Here is a 19,476-nt window from a genome sequence, read left to right as displayed (position 1 = left end):
AAGTTCGCTACGCCGCCCGAGGTTGCGCGGCGGAGCGGATATGGTGCCGGGTCCGGTATGATTTCGAGATAGGCACGATCGCGATTGCATAGGAGCGGCATAGGACTGGCCTCCACGGCGCGCGGTCCCGTGCTTATGCCGCGCCTAGAAACAGGCGATGCGATCCCCATCGAATTCAAATGCCGTCAGCGACACGTTGTGGTGAGCGCGCGTCATCGCGCATTGTCGGGAGATCAAAGATGTCTGCCTATCGTGCACTGATCATAGGACTGCACGACCGTCCAATCAGAATGATCCAGATGGATTGCGTCGACGATGAAGCCGCGATCAGCTCCGCGGAGCGGCTCGTCGACGGCCGCGACGTGGAGCTCTGGCAGATGGATCGGCCTGTGGCCCGGCTCGATTGCCGCTCGGGGACGATTCGTAGGAAGTAACCCGGCATATATCGCGCCGACGGGGCGTAGACACGAAGTGGCGATCAATGACCGCGCTTCCGTGCCTCCTCGCTATCCGCCGCGAGCCCCTCCGGCGCCATCGCCGCCCAGGCGCTGGATGCGAACTGCCGTCGCCAGGTCACGACCACCACGGCTGCCGTGGTCACGAACAGCACCCAGGGACTGACGAACCAGCCGAGATAGCCGAGCGCGAAGAAGAAGGCGCGCTGGCCGCGGTTGAAGTGGCGGCCGGCGGATTCGAACAGGCGCGTGGTGCGCATGACATGGGCTTCGGCCGCAGGCGTGTCGGCTTGCGAGGCGGGCGGCATGCCGCCGAACAGGATCGCGACATAGTTGAACAGGCGATAGGCCCAGGCGAACTTGAAGAAGGCGTAGACGCAGATCAGCACGAGGCCGACGCATTTCAGCTCCCACATCGCCGGCGAGGTACTGAGGTCGACCGGCAGCTTGCTCAGAATCGTGATCGCGTCGTTGGTGGCGTGCAGCAGCGCCAGCGCGCCGCCGAGTGCGAACAGGCTGGTGGAGGCGAAGAAGGCGGTGCCGTTCTGGAGCGAGGCCATGATCTGCATGTCGACCATGCGCGTCTCGCGGTCGAGCAGGCGGCGCACCCAGACCTCACGATAGCGGTTCATGCGCGCCGACAGGCTGTCGCGGCCATAGGCCGAGTGTTCCAGCGTCAGGGCATAGGCCAGCCATTCGATGATGAAGAAGCCGACCGCCGTGATGTCGACCCAGTGCCTGCTCATGTCTTGCTCCCTTGGGGATCGCAACGATTGCCACGCATGGCCGGGCGCAGCAACGATTGATTGGCGGCAGGCGATGGCGTTAAAAGCAGCTCGCTTCAAGACGTCTCGGGAAGGACTGGTGACATGGCAACGCTCAAGCTCGCGATCGGCAACAAGAACTACTCGTCATGGTCGATGCGGCCCTGGCTCGCGCTGCGCGCGAACGATATCCCGTTCGTGGAGACCGTAATCCCGCTCTACACCGACAATCCCGCCGACAAGGAGCAGATCTTGTCCTTCAGCCGCGCCGGCAAGGTGCCCGTGCTGGTCGATGGCGACGTTACGGTGTGGGATTCGCTCGCCATCATCGAATACATTGCCGAGCGTTACCCGGAGAAGAAGCTGTGGCCCGACGACGCCGCGGCGCGCGCCCATGCCCGTTCGGTCTGCGCCGAGATGCATTCAGGCTTCGTGCCGCTGCGCAGCGAATGCGGCATGAACCTGCACCGTCCGATCCGCGCCGTGGCGCTGTCGGCCGATGCGAAGGCCAACGTCGCGCGCATCGAGGAAATCTGGCGCGAGTGCCGCGCGCGCTATGGCGCCAAGGGACCGTCGAACGGACCGTTCCTGTTCGGCCGCTTCGGCGCGGCGGATGCGATGTATGCCCCGGTCGTGCACCGCTTCCGCACCTATGCGATCGACGTCGCGCCGGATACGAAGGCTTACATGGAGACGATGATGGCGCTGCCGGCGTTCCAGGAATGGACCCGCGAAGGCATCGCCGAAACGCTCGTCATCGCGAGGTTCGAGGACGCGTGAGCTTGATTGTGATTGGGCGCGGCTTGACGGATAGCGGCGCTCAGTCACAAGGCGACTACGGCTGAGGAGAGGGCACGCCATGGGAATCCTGGACTCGCTGGAAAACAATCCCGCGCTCCGCAGCGCGCTCGGTCAGCTCGGTGCCGCCGTGCTGCCGGCCGTGCTGAACGAAGTGCTCGGCAGCAACAATCAGGGCGGCCTCCGCGCGATCGTCGCAAAACTCCAACAGGCGGGCCTCGGCGACCAGGTCAAATCCTGGCTTGGCAACGGACAGAACCTGCCGATCTCGGCCGACCAGCTCCGCGCCGTGCTCGGCAACGACACCGTCCGCCAGCTCGCCGCACGCTTCAACATCCCGGTCGACCAGTTGGGTGAGATCCTCGCCCAGGAGCTTCCCAAGGCCGTAGATCAGGCCAGCCCACAGGGGCATCTGCCCCATACCGCCTAGGGCCCGGTTCCAGCGGGATCAAAGTGGGCCACGGTTCCCGTTATCGTCCTGAAAAGACTTCAAAATTTGTGTGTTCGGCAGGCTTGCATGAGGCTGGTCAAAAACGCCGCATGCATGCTATACAGCACCCGGGTTTCCGGCCGGCCATCGCAGTGGGACCATGGGCGAGGCAGGCGTTGTTTGAGTTAATGGAGAGGGTGTTGAAGCACAAATTCCCCGTTGGAACGCGCGTCTTGTTCACGGCCAGCAACGTCGCGCGCCCCGCTGCCAGCGGCTCGTATGAGGTCATCCGCCTGCTGCCGACGGACGGCGACGACTGCCAGTACCGGATCAAGAGCTCGACCGAGGCGTTTGAACGGGTCGCCAAGGAAAGTCAGCTGGCGCAGTCCTGACGCGCCGCCGACCCCGCCCATTGCTGTCGCGGACGAATCTGCTCCGCTCGCCGTCAAAAGGCCCGCTTCGCCTTCACAAGGTGGGCGGGGGCAGTTGCCGACTCGCGGTGCTCGCTTTGACCATTCGCTCGCTGCTCGCGTGAGGGGACGTCGCGCATGAACTGGGCATGGGCCACTTCGCTCGACCAAACCTGGCGCTCGCCGGCCCTCCCGATGTGGATGACGCTGGCGGCCGCCGCCTTCTTCGGATTGATCCTGTTGATCACACTACTGCGCGCTGAGAGGTCGGTCGCCAACGGCGCGCTGACGGTGATTACGCTGCTGTCCATCGTGATCGCGGGGGCTGCCACGGTACGCATCTATGGACCGGAGGGGCAGGACGCGCCGACCGAATCGCGCGCGCAGGCCGCGATCACCGCGAGCCTGCCGGCGCTGTCTTGTCTCGACGGGCTCGCCGGTGATGCCGTGGCCGCGGGCTGCGAGAAGGCGCTGTTCGGTGCACCCGACACAGCGGCGGCGGCCGTCGCCTACACCGCGGCCAGGATCGACCGGCTCACCGCGCTCGGCGATGCCGCGACCGCCGAGAAGAGCCTGACGCTCGACATGAAGGTGCTGCGCAAGTCGCTGGAGCGCGATCGCTACGGCCTCGTCGCGCAGGTGCTGGTCGCACGCGACGGCTGCACGCAGTTCGATTGTGCCGCCTTCCGCTCGCTGACCGATCAGCAGCAGGTCGCCGCCAACATGGATTCCCATCTCTACGACACGCTGGTCGCACGCTACGCGCCGACCTGGAATGCGCCCGCGGCGGCGCCGGGGTCGGCAATGCCTGCCACTGCGGCGCTGGCGGGATTGCCGCCGTCGATGCCGACGGGCAAGCCGACCAATGCGGAGTTCCCGAGCGCCTCGTCGACGCCTCCGGTGAGCATCATGAATCCGGAGCCGCCCACTGCGGCGACGCGCCAGGCGGCGCCTGCCGCTGGCGCTGCGCCGGCGGCACCGCGCGCGCCGGCCGCGACCTCGGCGCAGGCCGCAGCTCCCGCAGCACCGGCCGCCAAGAAGCCGCCGGCGCCGAAGGCCGCGCGTCCTCCCGCTGCAGCGCCGGTTCCGATCGCGCCGCCGCCCTCGGCACCGGCGCCCGCGGCTGCGGATAACGAGTAGTTCGGCATTTCAAATGCGTGGCCGCCCGGCTAATGCTGGAGCATGCCACTCCATCTGATCAAGCTCGCCGTCGGCTGCGACTCCGTCAAGGAATTGAAGGAGTGGGTGGCTGAACGGATGCAGACCGCCAAGAAGAAGGGTCTGCCGCAACATCACATCCACATCACCCGCATGGTGCCCAAGCGCGATGCCGAGATCCTCGCCGGCGGGTCGCTCTATTGGGTCATCAAGGGCGAGATCGCCGCACGCGAAAAGATCATCGGTATCGAGCCGTTCCGCGACAAGGACGGCATCGGACGCTGCCGGATCGTGATGCAGCCGAAGGTGATCCCGGTTTCGCCGCGGCCGATGCGCCCGTTCCAGGGCTGGCGCTATCTCACCGAGGATTCGGTGCCGGCCGATCTCGGCAAGTCCGCCGCCGGCTCGATCGCGGCCATGCCGGAGCCGATGCGGCGCGAGCTGCGCGATCTCGGATTGCTCTGAGCATGATCCGGACCCGAAGGGCCGCGTTAGCGCAAAGTGCGCAGCGGTTTTCCGCAAAGATCATGCTCTAACAATAACCTGAAGCGCGATGTCGTCATCGCGCTTTAGACCGCGATATTGTCGATCAGCCGGGTGGTGCCAAGCTTGGCTGCGACCAGGATCCGCAACGGGCCGTCCTTGCGCGAGGTGACCGGTGCCAGCGTCGCGGCATGGCGGGCCTCGTAATAGTCGAGGGCAAAGCCCGCCGCCTTGATCATCTCGGCGCCGCGCGCCATCGCGGGCGCGATGGCTTCGCCGCCGCGGATGCGGCCGGCGCTTTCCTTCATGGCGCGGTAGAGCGTGGTCGCGGTCTGCCGCTCCTCCGTCGAGAGGTAGACGTTGCGCGAGGACATCGCGAGCCCGTCGCGCTCGCGCACGGTGCGGGAGCCGATCACCTTCACGTCGAGGTCGAGGTCGCGCGCCATCTGCGTCACCACGCGCAATTGCTGAAAGTCCTTCTCGCCGAAGATCGCAAAATCCGGGCGGCATTGCGTGAACAGCTTGCCGACGACGGTGGCGACGCCGCCGAAGAAGTGCGGCCGGAAACGGTCCTCGAGGCCGGCGAGCGCCGGCCCCTCTGGCACGATGCGGGTGGCAAAGCCCTCCGGGTACATGGCCTCGATGCCGGGATGCCAGACAATGTCGGCGTCCTCTGCCGCGAGCTTGGCGATGTCAGATTTCCAGGTGCGCGGATAGGCACCGAAGTCCTCGGTCGGAGCGAACTGGGTCGGGTTGACGAAGATCGACACCACGACGCGGCTGGCCCGCCGCTTGGCGAGACGCACCAGCGACACATGCCCGTCATGGAGCGCCCCCATGGTCGGGACCAGCGCGATCGTGGCCTTTCGCTTGCGAAGATTGTCGACGGCGCGCCGGAGCGCGGGGACCGTGCGGGCGATCAGGGGACTTGACGACATCAGGACTCGACGGGGTTTGGGAATCAGCGGCGAACGGCTCGGCGCCTCGCCGGCTAACCTTAACAATCGGCAGTCGTGGACGCCATGCACACGGATGCGGCACAGCATCCCGCGCAAAGCCACGCGATGTCGCGACATTGTGGGCTGGATCACAGACGAGGGATGGCGCCGCGATTCATGATGAAGCACGGCGCGCTGCGATTTGCATTATCTGTCACGCATTTCACTTGACCGCAGACGCGGCCAACTTGAAGATATTCGTTAGGGGTGTTGAGGATCGCTATGCTCGTGCAAGCTAGCCAAGGCCAGTCAGGCTCGGCGCATGTGGTCGTGCTCGGCAACGAGAAGGGCGGCTCCGGCAAATCGACCACCGCCTTGCACATCGCCGTTGCGCTCCTGAAGGCCGGTCAGCGCGTCGCCACCATCGACCTCGACTGCCGCCAGCAAAGCTTCACCCGCTACATCCACAACCGCGCCGCCTGGGCCCGCCGCACCAAGCTCGACCTCGAGCTGCCGGTGCATCGCTGCATCAGGCTCGGCGAGACCATGCAGATTGCCGAGAACGAGAACTCCGAGTTCCAGCAGTTCATGGAGGCGGTGTCGGCGGTCGAGAGCAGCTTCGATTTCATCGTCATCGATACGCCCGGCACCGACAGCTACCTGATGCGGCTGGCCCATTCGATGGCGGACACGCTGGTCACGCCGATCAACGACAGCTTCCTCGATTTCGACGTGCTCGGCACCGTCGATCCCGCCAACTACGCCGTGACGGGCGAGAGTCACTATGCCGAGATGGTGCGGGACGTCAGGCGCAAGCGCCGCCAGCTCGACGGCTCGACCACCGACTGGATCGTGGTGCGCAACCGCCTGTCCATGCTCGGCTCCCGCAACAAGCAGCTCGTCGCCGAGGGGCTGAAGGATTTGTCGCTGCGGCTCGGCTTCCGCTATGTCGACGGCTTCGCCGAGCGCGTCGTCTACCGCGAATTCTTCCCGCGCGGCCTGGCCGCCCTCGACGAGATCGACGAGGCCACGCTGGGTATGCGGCCCAACCTCGGCCATCTCACTGCGCGGGAGGAGGTGACGAGCCTGCTCCGCCAGCTCAAGCTGCCGCTCGACGAGCGCGGCCGCCGCCGTGCGGCAAATCGCGCCGAATGGTTCAGCCAGGTCGACAAGCCGCTCGAGGTTCACGACATCCTCGGCGCCTGAGGCGGCGGTATATCGCTACTTCCGGTCGATCCAGGGATCGGTTCCTGCCGGAACCAAGCCGGCGCTCGGGCGTTTCACCGCATATTTACTGCGAAATTGAACCCCATCGTGACCGGTTGCGTCGGATGGTGACCTGCACCCTGACGTAGCCGGATGAGAACGGGATGCTCAAGAAACGAGTGCGCCGCACAATGAAAGGGCTGACGGTTCACAATATTTAGCCTTCCTGTCACGCGGCTGTGACATATATTAGGGAATAGGCGACCAGGGGCCGAAGAGCCTCGGAAGAACACGATTTTCAACAGGGATTCAGGCCGTAAGAGCCTGAGGCTGAGGACGAAAATGAAGCGTGGAATTGCCGTTCTGGTTTCGGTCAGTGCCCTCTGCGGCATCGCCTATTTCACGGCGAGCAAGTGGGCGATCAAGCACGAGACCATCACCTTCTACGACGCTTCGCGCGACAATCGTCCCGTGCCCGTCGATATCGCGGTCCGCCGCGACAAGGAAATGCAGGCCACTGCCGGCATGATCACGCTGCCGGTCGCCGTGATCAATCACGGCAATACCGTCAAGAACACCGAGTACGCCTTCCTCGCCAACATCTTCGCTGCGCGCGGCTACATGGTTGTCAGCCCGCAGCATGACCTGCCGACCGATCCTCCGATGGTGACCAAGCCGGGCGAGCTCTATGTCGGCCGGCTGCCGCAGATCCTGCGCGGCGTCGCCAACATCCATCTCGCCATGCAGGAGATGAAGAAGGTTCAGCCCAACGCCGACTACGACAAGGTGACGATGGTCGGCCACTCCATGGGCGGCGACATCACCATGTATTTCGCCAAGCAGTATCCGGATGAGGTCAAGAAGGTCGTCACGCTCGACAATCTGCGCGTGCCCTTCGTCACGGCCGGCAAGTTCAAGATCCTGTCGTTCCGCTCCACCGACCCGCAGTTCAAGGCCGATGCGGGCGTGATCCCGACGGACGAGGAGTGCGAGAAGGCGGGCATCCAGGTCGTGAAGACCGAATTCCAGCACAACGATATGCGCGACACCGGCCCGGATGCGGCCAAGAACTCGATCCAGAGCATGCTCGACAGGTTCCTGAGCGCGACGGACAGCGAGTTGGCGCCGGTCGACACGCAATCGTCCCCGCCCAAGATCCTCGAGCCCGGTCCGGTCGCCCTGATGGCACCTGCCAAGAGCTGACGCCTTCCTTCATCATCAGCATGGATTTCAAGGCCTCCGCCGGCGCCCGCCCGCGGAGGCTTTGCACATTGACCGGGCTGCCTGCGCTAACCACATTAGTCGCCCACGCTTGTGTGAGCAGCGATGTCGGGCGAACCCATCAAGCCGCGCGGTGATGCCGTTTCGACGAAGGCCGGCGGCGCGGTGCCGCAGGCCGGCACGTCGACCTCGGAGGACATTGCCGCCTTCGTCGCCAAGGCGCGGGCGCTGTCGCCGCATGCGCCCGGCGCGAAGGGGCGGCTGATCTTCGCGCTGGATGCGACGATGAGCCGGCAGCCGACCTGGGACATGGCCTGCGCGCTCCAGGCCGACATGTTTCGTGAGACCGCGGCGCTCGGCAGTCTCGACATCCGCCTGGTCTACTATCGTGGCTTCAACGAGTGCCGCACCTCAGGCTGGATCTCCGACAGCACCAAACTGGCGGCGCTGATGAGCAAGATCGATTGTCGCGGTGGCGACACCCAGATCGGCAAGGTGCTGAGCGAGGCACGGCGCGAGGCAGTCGCATCCGGCGTGCGTGCCGTCGTCTTCGTCGGCGACGCCATGGAGGAGCAGGTCGACGAGCTCTGCGCCAAGGCCGGCGAGCTCGGCATGCTCAAGGTGCCTGTCTTCCTGTTTCAGGAAGGCCGCGATGCCGTGGCGGAAAAGGCGTTTCGCGAGATTGCGCGCCTGACCGGTGGCGCCTGGTGCCGGTTCGATCCCGGCGCTGCGGCGCAGCTGCGCGAGCTGTTGCGTGCGGCTGCCGCCTATGCCGTCGGTGGCCGCGAGGCGCTGCTGCAGCTGGCGACGACCACGAGCGGCGCGGCCAAGCTGATCGGCCAGATGAAGTAGGGCTCAGGCTGGCGCCTGCTGCGCGGGAGGCGGACGCCATGCATTTTGTCGCAAGGCCGACTATATTCCAGCCATGACACTGATCGCCGGCGCCGTCGCCGTTATCACGCTTTATCTGCTGCTCCAGATGTTCCGCTCCGCCAATCCGGCGGTGCTGGCGCGCACCATCAGGTTTGGCGGCGGCGTGCTGGCGCTCGCGGTCGCGGCGTTCACGGGCTTGCGGGGCGAGCTGGCCGTGGCAATTCCGCTCGGAATCTTCGGCGCCGGGCTGCTCGGCTGGACGCCACTGGCGAACGCCGGCTTCGGCAACATCGGCGGGCTGTTTGGCGGCGGCGCTGCGCCAGCGTCCGGGCAGGCCTCGCGCGTGCGCTCGCAATTCCTCGACATGCGCCTCGACCACGATTCCGGCCAGCTCGGAGGCCGGATCGTCGCCGGCCCTCATGCCGGACGCGACCTCGACGAGTTCGATCTCGCGGGCCTCTTGGCGATGGTCCCGGCGTTCGACGCTGAGAGCGTGGCCTTACTTGAAAGCTATCTGGACCGCCGGTTTCCCGCTTGGCGTCAGAACGCGCAGGGCGATGCGGCAGGGCGGCAGCGCCGCACGGCGGCGAGTGGCAAAATGACGGCGGAGGAGGCCTATCAGATCCTTGGCTTGCAGCCGGGGGCGGGGCGTGACGACATCAGCCGGGCCCACAAATCCCTGATGAAGAAACTCCATCCCGATCAGGGGGGCTCGACGTATCTCGCTGCCCGGGTAAACGAGGCCAAGGATACTCTGCTTCGCACGCATAACGGCTAACTCCGGCACCACGCTACAAACGCCCGTACCGCGTGAACTCCGCTTGCTCTGTCTGTCGTCGCCCCGATGCCCGCCCTTGTCGGCGTGGTCGATCCCTTGAGTAAAAATTTAACCGTAAATTGTTGACGAGAGGTTGTCGCGGAACTGGCATTGCCGGATCCCCAAAACAAAAATGCCCGCGCAAGGCGCGGGCATTTTGATTGGAGCGGTGCAGACGATCAGTTGCGGACCGTGATGCAGGAGATGTCGGCGCGCTTCAGGGCGCGGCAGACGGCTTCGGCCTGGTCACGCTCGAGCCCGGCGAAGCGGGCGCGGTAGAGCTTGCGATTGTCCTTGGCGACAACCGGCTCGGTGAACGGATCGGCCTTGCTGAGCAGGCCGCGGGCCGAATTGCGCGCGGCGTCGATGCGCTGCTGGGCTTCGTTCTCGCTCTCGAGTGCGCCGACCTGGACGATCCAGCCGCTGTGGGTGACGGCCGGCTTGGTGGTGGCACTCATCTGGATCGGCTGCGGCGCCGGATCGGCGGACGCAAGCTTCGGAGCGGCCGGGACAGGCGCGGGCGCGGCCGGCAGCACGCCGAGGATGCCGTTACCCGTGCCGAAGCCGGCCGGCTGGCGCGGCAGCTCGGTACGGGCGACTTCCGCCTTCGGCGCTTCCGGCTGGCTCTGGGGCTCGGGCTTGTTGATCAGATCGGCGCGGGCGACGACGGCGCCGGAGGTTTCCGCGACGTCGGAGCGGGAGGCAATCGTGCTCGTGACCTGCGGCGCAACCGGAGCCGGGGCTGCGGAGGCGACCTTGACGGCGCCGGCCTTGACCTGGACGGTCTTGACCCGGACCGGCTTCATCGGCTCGGACGAGCCGGGGATGATCGAGAGCGGCTGGCTCGAGATCACGCCATTGGTGAGCGGCGCGGGTTCGATCCTGGATTCGGTCGGCCGTACCTCGGGCTTGCTGGCTTCAGGCTTGGGCGGGGACGGCGGCACCGCGGCCGTCGCTGCGGCGAGCGTCGACAGGCGCGCAGCGAGGCGAGACGGGGCAGCCTCGGGAGCCGGGGCGGCTGCAGCCTGGACCTGCGGGGCGGGGCGGGCCGGCGTATCCGAGGCATCGGCGACCTCGGCCGAGGCGTCAGCACCATTGCGTTCGGTGACTGCGGCAACGGTGTGCGTGGTCGCGCCCTTGTCGAGGTTCTCCGCGAGCAGGTTGCGCATGATGGCATCGCGCGAGCCGCCGCTGCGGCCGCCCAGCACCACGCCGATCAGGTGGCGGTTGCCGCGCCGCATCGAGGTGACGAGGTTGAAGCCGGAGGCGCGGGTGTAGCCGGTCTTGATGCCGTCCACGCCCTCGACATTGCCCAGCAGGTGATTGTGGTTCCGGATCGACTGTCCGCGCCAGTTGAACGTCGAGGTCGCGAAATAGCGATAGTAGCGCGGGAAGCGCTCCTGGATGGCGCGGCCGAGCGTCGCCTGGTCGCGCGCGGTCGTGACCTGCTCGTCGTTGGGAAGGCCGTTGGCGTTGCGGTAGACCGTCCGGGACATGCCGAGCGAGCGCGCCTTGCGCGTCATCATCTGGGCGAAGTCGTCTTCATCTCCGGCAATCGCTTCCGCGATGACCACGGCGGCGTCGTTGGCGGAGCGGGTGACGAGACCCTTGATCGCGTCCTCGACGCGGATGGTCTGGCCGGCGCGCAGGTTCAGCTTGGTCGGATCCTGATCGGCGGCGTGCCGGGACACCGGCATCTCGGTGTCGAGCTTCATCTTGCCGGACTCGAGACGCTCGAACAGCAGATAGAGCGTCATGATCTTGGTGAGCGAGGCGGGGTGGCGGATTCCGTCCGGGCTGTTCGACTGGAGTACCGCGCCGGAATTGCCGTCGACGATGATGGACGCGAATTTCGGGCTGGAGCTCTCGGACACATCGCGCTGCACCCGGTGGTGCGCGTAGTGGCGCCGGTGGCGCCGCGCCTCGGCAGCATCGGTGGTGAAGATGACTGCGGTGGTGACCGTAAGAAGCCCGAAAACGCCAACCCGCGCCAAGCGCGAGGAAGACAAGTTTTTACGAAGCATGGAACCCCGTCCCCGTTTCTGACTTGATCACCGGCCCGTGAGGCGAAATTGTGCCCATGGGACCCGGGATCATTACCTGCTCAGGCTGTCCCTCCGCTTGTGTTCGCCGCGGGGGACGTTTGGCCTGAGCCGCTGTTCTGGCTAAGGTGATGTTCTCAAACGGCTATTGACCGATTGCGGAAGCTGAACACGTCCAGGGAATCAGGGTAGGGGGCCGCGGTTTCCAAAAGCTTAAGGAACCCTTGCGGGAAACCCCGGGAATCTCCGCGATTTGCATCTAGTTTTTGTGCGTCGCACAAGATTCTTGACTTTATTGTGCGTTGCACTAATTATGGGCAGTAGTCAGGGAGCCGGGGCTTCCCGACGAGAGCCAGGGAAAAGGATTCCGAAATGTTCAAGGTTGAAGACTTTCAGAACTACGGGAAAGAGCACTTCGAGCAGTGCGTCGCCTCCGCGACCTCGGTGCAGCACGGCCTCCAGGCGATTGCCAGCGCCTATGGCGACTACACCAAGAAGTCGTTCGAAGACACCAAGTCCTTCGTCGAGAAGCTTTCCGGCGTGAAGTCGCTGGACAAGGCCATGGAAGCCCAGACCGACTTCGCGCGTTCCACCTACGAGACCTTCGTTGCGGAATCGCAGAAGATCGCCGGCCTCTACAACGACCTCGCCAAGCAGGCGTTCAAGCCGGTCGAGACCATCGTGTCGAAGTTCACCCCGGCCGCCAACTAAGCTTTCCCGGATATCCTGGAAGCAAAAGCCCGGCTGAACAGCCGGGCTTTTCGTTTGTCGTGTGCGTTCGTCTCGGCGCACCACGCGCAGCTTGGACGGGCCAGCTCGTTCGATCTTCGTGAATGTGTGGACGGTGTGGTTCGCCGGCGTGTTCAGGAGGAGCTTGCTGGTGTTGCTCGCGCAAGATTGCGATGCGCCGGCGAGGGGTTCGCTGCCGCTGTTCACCGGCACGAAGATCATGATGTTCGCGGGCCCGGCGTTGCGCACTGCTTCGTCCTTGCCCGATTTCGCGCCACGCGATTGAAGCGGCAGCTCGACTGGACCGTAGAAGTCCGGAGATGATCCCGCACGCGACCGTCACAGCTCAGTTGGCCGGCCGGTTCCTGATCGATACGTTCTAACCAGGCGGCGCGGAAATTTTTGTCAAACCGGTCCGGATTGACTAACCTCGGTCAGGATCGTCCGGATCGGGAATCGGGACCGTCGCGGCCGCATCGGCCGGACCTTTGCACGCTTGCGGCGAGCCGGGGGCGGGCCCATATTGTCGACGACCGATACGGCTTGGACCGGACCGGTTGGAAGCGGCGATCCAACGAGGCGGCGCGCCTGTGTGAAGCTCCGAAGGCTGGGGCTCTGCGGCGGACCGTCATACGCTTCCATGGGGAATTTGAACGCCTGAGCCATGCCGCAACTGTTGTCCAGACACGACCTGTCCGCGGCCACCGCCGCCCTCGCTCCCCGGATGAGCAATGACGAGAACCGTTCGGGCGGTCCGACGGGGCCGAGCACCTCTGTCATCACCAAGGTCAAGCCGAAGACCAAGCGACCGAACCTCTACCGCGTGCTGATCCTGAACGATGACTACACGCCGATGGAATTCGTCGTCCACGTGCTGGAGAAGTTCTTCCAGAAGGACGTCGAGGCGGCGACCAAGATCATGCTGCACGTTCACCATCACGGTATCGGGGAGTGCGGCGTGTTCACCTACGAGATCGCCGAGACCAAGGTGACCCAGGTGATGGACTTCGCCCGCAAGCACCAGCATCCGCTGCAATGCGTGATGGAAAAGAAGTAGGTCACCTTACGGCGCCTCTTGAGGCCGGCTCTCGTGTCTGTCGCAGTGTGCTTGTCGCGCGATGCCTGCGCGCGACGTCTGTTGCAGCCGGCAAGATTTAAGGAATTCCGCACCGGCGCCGATCCCGCCCAAATCGGAACGGGTTTTGCATTGAAAATAGCCCAGGTGGCTAGCTGCCGAGTCGCGGAACCGGTCTTTCGCCGCGATCTTGTATAACTATATGTGACAAAGGTTGTTGTTGCCTGACCGGGCGATGACGATCATGATGGTGGGGGCCATAGAGGACGCGAATGCCGACTTTTTCCCAAAGCCTTGAACAATCCCTGCATCGTGCGCTGGCGATCGCAAACGAGCGTCATCACCAATACGCGACGCTCGAGCATCTCCTGCTCTCCCTGATCGATGACTCCGATGCAGCCGCCGTCATGCGCGCCTGTAGCGTCGACCTCGACAAGCTCCGCACGAGCCTCGTCAATTACCTTGAGACCGAATTCGAGAATCTGGTGACGGATGGCGCCGACGATGCCAAGCCGACCGCCGGTTTCCAGCGCGTGATCCAGCGCGCGGTGATCCATGTGCAGTCGTCGGGCCGCGAAGAGGTGACCGGCGCCAACGTGCTGATCGCGATCTTCGCCGAACGCGAGAGTCATGCCGCTTACTTCCTGCAAGAGCAGGACATGACGCGTTACGACGCGGTCAACTACATCAGCCACGGCATCGCCAAGCGGCCGGGCGTCTCCGAGGCGCGCCCCGTTCGCGGCGTCGACGAGGAGACCGAGACCAAGGGCAGCGAGGACGCCAAGAAGAAGGGCGAGGCGCTCGAGACCTATTGCGTCAACCTCAACAAGAAGGCGCGCGACGGCAAGATCGATCCGGTGATCGGACGCAATTCCGAGATCAACCGCGCGATCCAGGTGCTGTGCCGCCGGCAGAAGAACAATCCGCTGTTCGTCGGTGAAGCCGGTGTCGGCAAGACCGCGATCGCGGAGGGCCTCGCCAAGCGCATCGTCGACAGCGAGGTGCCGGAAGTTCTGGCGGCCGCGACCGTGTTCTCGCTGGACATGGGCACGCTGCTCGCGGGCACGCGCTATCGCGGTGACTTCGAAGAGCGCCTGAAGCAGGTGCTGAAGGAGCTCGAGGCGCATCCCAACGCCATCCTGTTCATCGACGAGATCCACACCGTGATCGGTGCGGGCGCGACGTCGGGCGGGGCGATGGACGCTTCGAACCTGCTCAAGCCGGCACTCGCCTCGGGCACGATCCGCTGCATGGGCTCGACCACCTACAAGGAATACCGTCAGCACTTCGAGAAGGACCGTGCGCTGGTGCGGCGCTTCCAGAAGATCGACATCAACGAGCCGACGGTCGAGGACGCCATCGCGATCCTCAAGGGCCTGAAGCCGTACTTCGAGGACTACCATCGGCTGAAGTACACCAATGAGGCGATCGAGGCCGCGGTGCAGCTCTCCTCGCGCTACATCCACGACCGCAAGCTGCCCGACAAGGCGATCGACGTGATCGACGAGTCCGGTGCGGCGCAGATGCTGGTTGCCGAGAACAAGCGCAAGAAGACCATCGGCATCAAGGAGATCGAGACCACGATCGCCTCGATGGCGCGGATCCCGCCGAAGAGCGTGTCGAAGGACGACGCCGAGGTGCTCAAGCATCTCGAGCAGACCTTGAAGCGTACCGTGTTCGGCCAGGACAAGGCGATCGAGTCGCTCGCCGCCTCGATCAAGCTCGCACGCGCCGGCCTGCGCGAGCCGGAGAAGCCGATCGGCTGCTACCTGTTCTCAGGGCCAACCGGCGTCGGCAAGACCGAGGTCGCAAAGCAGCTCGCGGCGTCGCTCGGCGTCGAGCTGTTGCGCTTCGACATGTCCGAATACATGGAGCGGCACACCGTGTCGCGCCTGATCGGCGCGCCTCCCGGCTATGTCGGCTTCGACCAGGGCGGCCTGCTCACCGACGGCGTCGACCAGCATCCGCATTGCGTGGTGCTGCTCGACGAAATCGAGAAGGCGCATCCCGACCTCTACAATGTGCTGCTCCAGATCATGGATCACGGCCGGCTCACCGACCACAACGGCAAGCAGGTCAATTTCCGCAACGTGATCCTGATCATGACCACGAATGCGGGCGCTTCCGATCTCGCCAAGCAGGCGTTCGGCTTCACGCGCTCGAAGCGTGAAGGCGACGACCACGAGGCGATCAACCGGCAGTTCGCGCCGGAATTCCGCAACCGCCTCGATGCCATCGTCTCGTTCGGCCATCTCAGCGTCGAGGTGATCGGCACCGTCGTCGAGAAGTTCGTGCTTCAGCTCGAGGCGCAGCTCGGCGACCGCGACGTCACGATCGAGCTGTCCGAGCCCGCCAAGGCCTGGCTGGTCCAGCACGGTTACGACGAGCAGATGGGCGCCCGTCCCATGGCCCGCGTGATCCAGGAGCACATCAAGAAGCCGCTGGCCGACGAGGTGCTGTTCGGCAAGCTCAAGGGCGGCGGCCACGTCCGCGTCGTTCTCGTCAAGGACGAGGCCGACGAGACCAAGGACAAGATCGGCTTCGAGTTCGTCGAGGGGCCGGTCACGCCGAAGCAGGAGAAGCTCCCCGGCACCCGCAAGCGCCCGCCTGGCAAGTCCAACAAGCCGGGCGGCCCCGGCGGCTCGAAGGGGCCGACCTCCAAGGGGCCGCTGGTCAAGGCTTGATCGGCATATGATGAATTGAAAAGGCCGGCTGCGAAGCCGGCCTTTTTGTTGTGTGCCGAGTATGAGCGACAGCTTGGAGGTGGAAGTCCTCTATCCAGCCTGATGGCGGCGAAGGATTAGCGAAGCGCAAGGGCGTCATCGTGAGGTGGGGTCTGAAGAAAGCGTGGAGCAAAGCCGCGGCCCGATGGACAAACACCGGATAACGAGGCCTACCCGGCCGGACGAGCGAGCAATTGATCGCGAAGTCCAAGGTCATCAAAGGTCGGGGTGGTAAATTCGGCGGGCGTGCGGTGAAGGCGGTCGGTCTTACCTCGGGAGGTCTGCGCTGTGTCTCGGCAACGAGACTGAGACCGTCGCAAGACGGCCTGACCGCAGCGCAGAAGTCAGCCGAGGGCGTAGTAGGCGGCAGCGCGCCGCTGAAGGCCTGAACGGTGGAAGTGGTCAGTAGAGCGGCGATCTCGTGCGAGCCATGCGGCAGAAGAATCAGGTCGAGCTGAACTTGAGCCCCGGAGCGGAGGGTGAAGCCCGAAGCGCCGGCGCCCGAGAGCCTGAAGCGCGTGCGGCGGAAGTCTGTCTCGAACGCCCGGCGGTCGCAGGACCGTCGATGGAAGACGTTGTCGAGAGTGAGAATCTGAAGGCAGCGTTGGCGCAAGTAAAGCGCAACAAGGGCGCGGCGGGCGTCGACGGGATGACCGTCGGCGAGCTGTCAGCCCACCTGAAGGAGCACTGGCCTGCGATCCGAGCCCAGTTGCTTGACGGCACCTACAAGCCACAGCCGGTGCGGCGGGTGGAGATACCGAAGGCGTCGGGCGGCCTGCGGCCGCTCGGCATTCCGACGGTGCTCGACCGCTTGATCCAGCAGGCGGTGATGCAGGTGCTGCATGCGCGTTTCGCGGGATCGTGAGCGCGGATTTCAGGGGATCGTGAGCAGAGATTTCAGACGATCGTGAGCAACGATTTCGCGGGATCGTGAGCAAGGCTTTCGGAGCCTTGCAGCGCTTCGGCCGACAACTCAACCGGCTTAGGGATGACCTCGTGGTTAACGAGGAAGTCCAATGCCTACCCAGAGATTGTCGATGCGCCGGATCAAGGAAGTCCTTCGGTTAAAACATTTTCAAGGCCTGCCAGAGCGGGCCATCGCGCGGAGCGTGGGCGTCAGCAACGGCGTTGTGCACAGCTACCTGAGCCGCGCCCGCTCTGCTGGGTTGAGCTGGCCGCTTCCGGAGGGAATGACCGATGAAGACCTGGAGCTTTTGCTTTTCCCGGCCCCACGACCAGCGTCTCAGAGCCCGCAGCGGCCGGTGCCCGACTGGAGCTACATCGATAAAGAGCTCCGCCGGCGCAACGTAACCCGTCGCCTGCTCTGGGAGGAGTATCGCGCCGTTAATCCCGACGGTTTCGGGTACACGTGGTTCTGCACTACCTACGAGGCCTGGAAGGGGCGGGTCCGACCTTCGATGCGGCAGATTCATCTGGGCGGCGAGAAGGTGTTCGTGGATTTCGCCGGCGACACCATCGACATCGTCGATCCCCTGACCGGGGAAGTGCAGCCGATGAAGCTGTTCGTCGCGGCGATGGGCGCTTCGAACTACACCTACGCCGAGGCCTGCCCCAGCGAGAGCTTGGCCGACTGGATCCGGGCCCACGTCAACTTGTTCACGTTTTTGAGCGGAACGCCGACGTTCGTGGTCTGCGACAACCTCAAAGCCGCCGTCAGCAACCCCGACCGCTACGATCCCGGCCTCAATCGCACTTATGCCGAGATGGCGAGCCATTACGGCACGGCCATTCTCGCCGCACGGCCGCGGCGCCCAAAAGACAAGGCGAAGGTCGAGGTCGCGGTGCAAATCGCCCAGCGCTGGATTCTGGCCCGGCTGCGCAATCAGCGCTTCTTTTCCCGGGCCGAGCTCAACGCCGCCATCAAGACACTCGTCGACGAACTCAATGCTCGTCAAATGCGTGGCTTCGGCTCAAGCCGCGCCGAACTGTTTGCCGAACTCGACAAACCCAAGCTAACCCCGCTGCCAGATCAGCCTTATGCCTTCGCACGCTGGAAGCGCTGCCGCCTCGCTCCCGATTATCATGTCGAGGTCGACGGCCATTGGTACTCCGCGCCGTATCGTCTGATTGGCGAGCTGGTCGATGCCCGTATCGACGATCGGACGGTCGAGATCTTCCACAAGGGCCAGCGGATCGCCAGCCATGCCCGCGCGCCCAACCGACGCGGACACACCACCATCGCCGACCACATGCCCAGCGCCCATCGCCGCTACGGCAAATGGACCCCCGCCGCGGTGATCGCCGCCGGCGAGCGGATCGGTCCTTCGACAGCAGCGTTTTTCCAGGCCGTGATCGACGCCCGGCCCCATCCAGAACAAGGCTTTCGAACCTGCCTTGGCATTCTGGCGCTCGTCAAAAGCTACGGCGCCGAACGCCTCGACGCAGCCTGCCGGAGGGGCATCCTCATCAAGGCGCGCTCCGTCGCCTCGATTAGATCGATCCTCCAGAACGGCCTCGATCGCACGTTCTTCGACGAATCTTTCGAGCACCAGCCCCTGCGCCACGGCAACATCCGCGGACGCGACTACTTCCACTGAAGCAAGGAGAGACCCGGCATGCTTAACCACCCAACCCACGAACGGCTGATCGAGCTTGGCCTGACCGGAATGGCCAAGGCCTTCGAGGAGCAGCGCCGATCGCCCGATCTCGAAGCCCTGCCGTTCGAAGATCGCATCGGCCTGTTGGTCGACCGCGAAGCCGCCGAACGCGACACCAGGCGGCTCACCACGCGCCTCAAGATCGCCGCACTGCGCCAGACTGCTTGCGTCGAGGACGTCGATCTGCGCACCCCGCGGGGCATCGACCGCGCCGTTTTCGCCAAACTCGTCGAAGGTCGCTGGATCGATCGCCACGAGAATTTGCTCGTCACCGGGGCAACCGGCCTGGGCAAAAGTTGGTTAGCCTGCGCGCTCGGCCACAAGGCCTGCCGCGACAACCGATCAGTCCTCTATCATCGCGTTCCAAGGCTGTTCGAGGCGCTCGCGCTCGCGCGCGGAGACGGACGTTACGCTCGGCTCCTCAAAAGCCTCGGCCGCGCTCAGCTTCTGATTTTGGATGATTGGGGACTATCGGTGCTCACCGCCGCGGAACGCCGCGATCTGCTCGAAATCCTCGAGGACCGCCATGGCCGCGCATCCACCATCGTCACAAGTCAGCTCCCCGTGGACACCTGGCATGGAGCCATTGGGGACCCCACGGTCGCCGACGCCATTCTCGATCGCCTCGTCCACAACGCCCACCGCCTCCAGCTCACCGGAGAAAGCATGCGAAAACGCAGCGCCAAAACCATCACCCTTGACGGCCAACCAGAACACTGACTCTATCTCCCATCGG

20 protein-coding genes are annotated in these 19,476 nt (G+C 64.7%); 17 read left to right on the top strand and 3 right to left on the bottom strand.

The window, feature by feature from the left end:
- Positions 1–239: 239 nt before the first annotated feature.
- On the top strand, positions 240–434 hold the full coding sequence (locus ACVJ19_RS33550; protein WP_453953371.1) for a hypothetical protein: 195 nt from the start codon (positions 240–242) through the stop codon (positions 432–434).
- 44 nt (positions 435–478) lie between these two features.
- On the opposite strand, the gene ACVJ19_RS33545 is transcribed toward ACVJ19_RS33550, so the two are convergent.
- Positions 479–1,201 carry a DUF599 domain-containing protein gene (locus tag ACVJ19_RS33545; protein ID WP_453953370.1) on the bottom strand — a complete coding sequence of 241 codons (723 nt, stop codon included), beginning with the start codon at positions 1,199–1,201 and terminating at the stop codon, positions 479–481.
- A 123-nt stretch (positions 1,202–1,324) separates the two neighbouring features.
- Between ACVJ19_RS33545 and ACVJ19_RS33540 the strand changes: the two genes are divergently transcribed.
- The 5 genes from ACVJ19_RS33540 (at position 1,325) to ACVJ19_RS33520 (ending at position 4,480) form a co-directional block, all read left to right on the top strand.
- Positions 1,325–1,999, top strand: a complete 675-nt coding sequence (locus tag ACVJ19_RS33540; RefSeq protein WP_453953369.1) for a glutathione S-transferase family protein — start codon at positions 1,325–1,327, stop codon at positions 1,997–1,999.
- Positions 2,000–2,078: 79 nt separating this feature from the next.
- A complete protein-coding gene (locus tag ACVJ19_RS33535; protein WP_453953368.1) occupies positions 2,079–2,447 on the top strand; it encodes a YidB family protein in 369 nt (122 codons plus the stop codon).
- 188 nt (positions 2,448–2,635) lie between these two features.
- On the top strand, positions 2,636–2,839 hold the full coding sequence (locus tag ACVJ19_RS33530; protein ID WP_453953367.1) for a hypothetical protein: 204 nt from the start codon (positions 2,636–2,638) through the stop codon (positions 2,837–2,839).
- A 156-nt stretch (positions 2,840–2,995) separates the two neighbouring features.
- Positions 2,996–3,997 (top strand): hypothetical protein, encoded by a 1,002-nt coding sequence (locus ACVJ19_RS33525; RefSeq protein ID WP_453953366.1) that lies wholly within the window; start codon positions 2,996–2,998, stop codon positions 3,995–3,997.
- Positions 3,998–4,039: 42 nt separating this feature from the next.
- Positions 4,040–4,480 carry a DUF1489 family protein gene (locus ACVJ19_RS33520; RefSeq protein WP_453953365.1) on the top strand — a complete coding sequence of 147 codons (441 nt, stop codon included), beginning with the start codon at positions 4,040–4,042 and terminating at the stop codon, positions 4,478–4,480.
- Positions 4,481–4,584: 104 nt separating this feature from the next.
- Here the strand turns inward: ACVJ19_RS33520 and panC are convergent, their stop codons facing one another.
- Complete coding sequence (panC, locus tag ACVJ19_RS33515) at positions 4,585–5,436, bottom strand: pantoate--beta-alanine ligase (protein ID WP_453953364.1); 852 nt, start codon at positions 5,434–5,436, stop codon at positions 4,585–4,587.
- Between the two features lie 282 nt (positions 5,437–5,718).
- Here panC and ACVJ19_RS33510 point away from each other — a divergent pair, with 282 nt between their 5' ends.
- From ACVJ19_RS33510 to ACVJ19_RS33495, 4 genes are all read left to right on the top strand, one after another.
- Positions 5,719–6,642, top strand: coding sequence for a division plane positioning ATPase MipZ (locus tag ACVJ19_RS33510; protein WP_453953363.1), 924 nt, complete (start codon positions 5,719–5,721; stop codon positions 6,640–6,642).
- Positions 6,643–6,984: 342 nt separating this feature from the next.
- Positions 6,985–7,845 carry an alpha/beta fold hydrolase gene (locus ACVJ19_RS33505; RefSeq protein ID WP_453953362.1) on the top strand — a complete coding sequence of 287 codons (861 nt, stop codon included), beginning with the start codon at positions 6,985–6,987 and terminating at the stop codon, positions 7,843–7,845.
- 123 nt (positions 7,846–7,968) lie between these two features.
- Positions 7,969–8,715, top strand: a complete 747-nt coding sequence (locus ACVJ19_RS33500) for a VWA domain-containing protein (RefSeq protein WP_453953361.1) — start codon at positions 7,969–7,971, stop codon at positions 8,713–8,715.
- A 73-nt stretch (positions 8,716–8,788) separates the two neighbouring features.
- Complete coding sequence (locus tag ACVJ19_RS33495) at positions 8,789–9,514, top strand: DnaJ domain-containing protein (protein WP_453953360.1); 726 nt, start codon at positions 8,789–8,791, stop codon at positions 9,512–9,514.
- A gap of 218 nt (positions 9,515–9,732) precedes the next feature.
- On the opposite strand, the gene ACVJ19_RS33490 is transcribed toward ACVJ19_RS33495, so the two are convergent.
- Positions 9,733–11,577, bottom strand: a complete 1,845-nt coding sequence (locus ACVJ19_RS33490) for a serine hydrolase (RefSeq protein ID WP_453953359.1) — start codon at positions 11,575–11,577, stop codon at positions 9,733–9,735.
- A 390-nt stretch (positions 11,578–11,967) separates the two neighbouring features.
- Here ACVJ19_RS33490 and ACVJ19_RS33485 point away from each other — a divergent pair, with 390 nt between their 5' ends.
- The 7 genes from ACVJ19_RS33485 to istB all read left to right on the top strand — a co-directional run bounded on the left by ACVJ19_RS33485 (position 11,968) and on the right by istB (position 19,460).
- Positions 11,968–12,306 carry a phasin family protein gene (locus ACVJ19_RS33485; RefSeq protein WP_211402315.1) on the top strand — a complete coding sequence of 113 codons (339 nt, stop codon included), beginning with the start codon at positions 11,968–11,970 and terminating at the stop codon, positions 12,304–12,306.
- 169 nt (positions 12,307–12,475) lie between these two features.
- Complete coding sequence (locus tag ACVJ19_RS33480) at positions 12,476–12,610, top strand: hypothetical protein (RefSeq protein WP_453953358.1); 135 nt, start codon at positions 12,476–12,478, stop codon at positions 12,608–12,610.
- 438 nt (positions 12,611–13,048) lie between these two features.
- Positions 13,049–13,381, top strand: coding sequence for an ATP-dependent Clp protease adapter ClpS (clpS, locus tag ACVJ19_RS33475; protein ID WP_453955262.1), 333 nt, complete (start codon positions 13,049–13,051; stop codon positions 13,379–13,381).
- Positions 13,382–13,671: 290 nt separating this feature from the next.
- Complete coding sequence (gene clpA / locus ACVJ19_RS33470) at positions 13,672–16,083, top strand: ATP-dependent Clp protease ATP-binding subunit ClpA (RefSeq protein WP_453953357.1); 2,412 nt, start codon at positions 13,672–13,674, stop codon at positions 16,081–16,083.
- Between the two features lie 469 nt (positions 16,084–16,552).
- Positions 16,553–16,987 (top strand): reverse transcriptase domain-containing protein, encoded by a 435-nt coding sequence (locus ACVJ19_RS33465; RefSeq protein ID WP_456739482.1) that lies wholly within the window; start codon positions 16,553–16,555, stop codon positions 16,985–16,987.
- 151 nt (positions 16,988–17,138) lie between these two features.
- Positions 17,139–18,680 carry an IS21-like element ISFK1 family transposase gene (istA, locus tag ACVJ19_RS33460; protein WP_060907903.1) on the top strand — a complete coding sequence of 514 codons (1,542 nt, stop codon included), beginning with the start codon at positions 17,139–17,141 and terminating at the stop codon, positions 18,678–18,680.
- A gap of 18 nt (positions 18,681–18,698) precedes the next feature.
- Positions 18,699–19,460 carry an IS21-like element ISFK1 family helper ATPase IstB gene (gene istB / locus ACVJ19_RS33455; protein WP_011090937.1) on the top strand — a complete coding sequence of 254 codons (762 nt, stop codon included), beginning with the start codon at positions 18,699–18,701 and terminating at the stop codon, positions 19,458–19,460.
- The last annotated feature ends 16 nt before the right edge of the window (positions 19,461–19,476 follow it).

Source organism: Bradyrhizobium sp. USDA 376 (assembly GCF_054063675.1).
The sequence above is the reverse complement of the archived record's forward strand: the minus strand, read 5'-3'. Positions and strand labels throughout refer to the sequence as shown.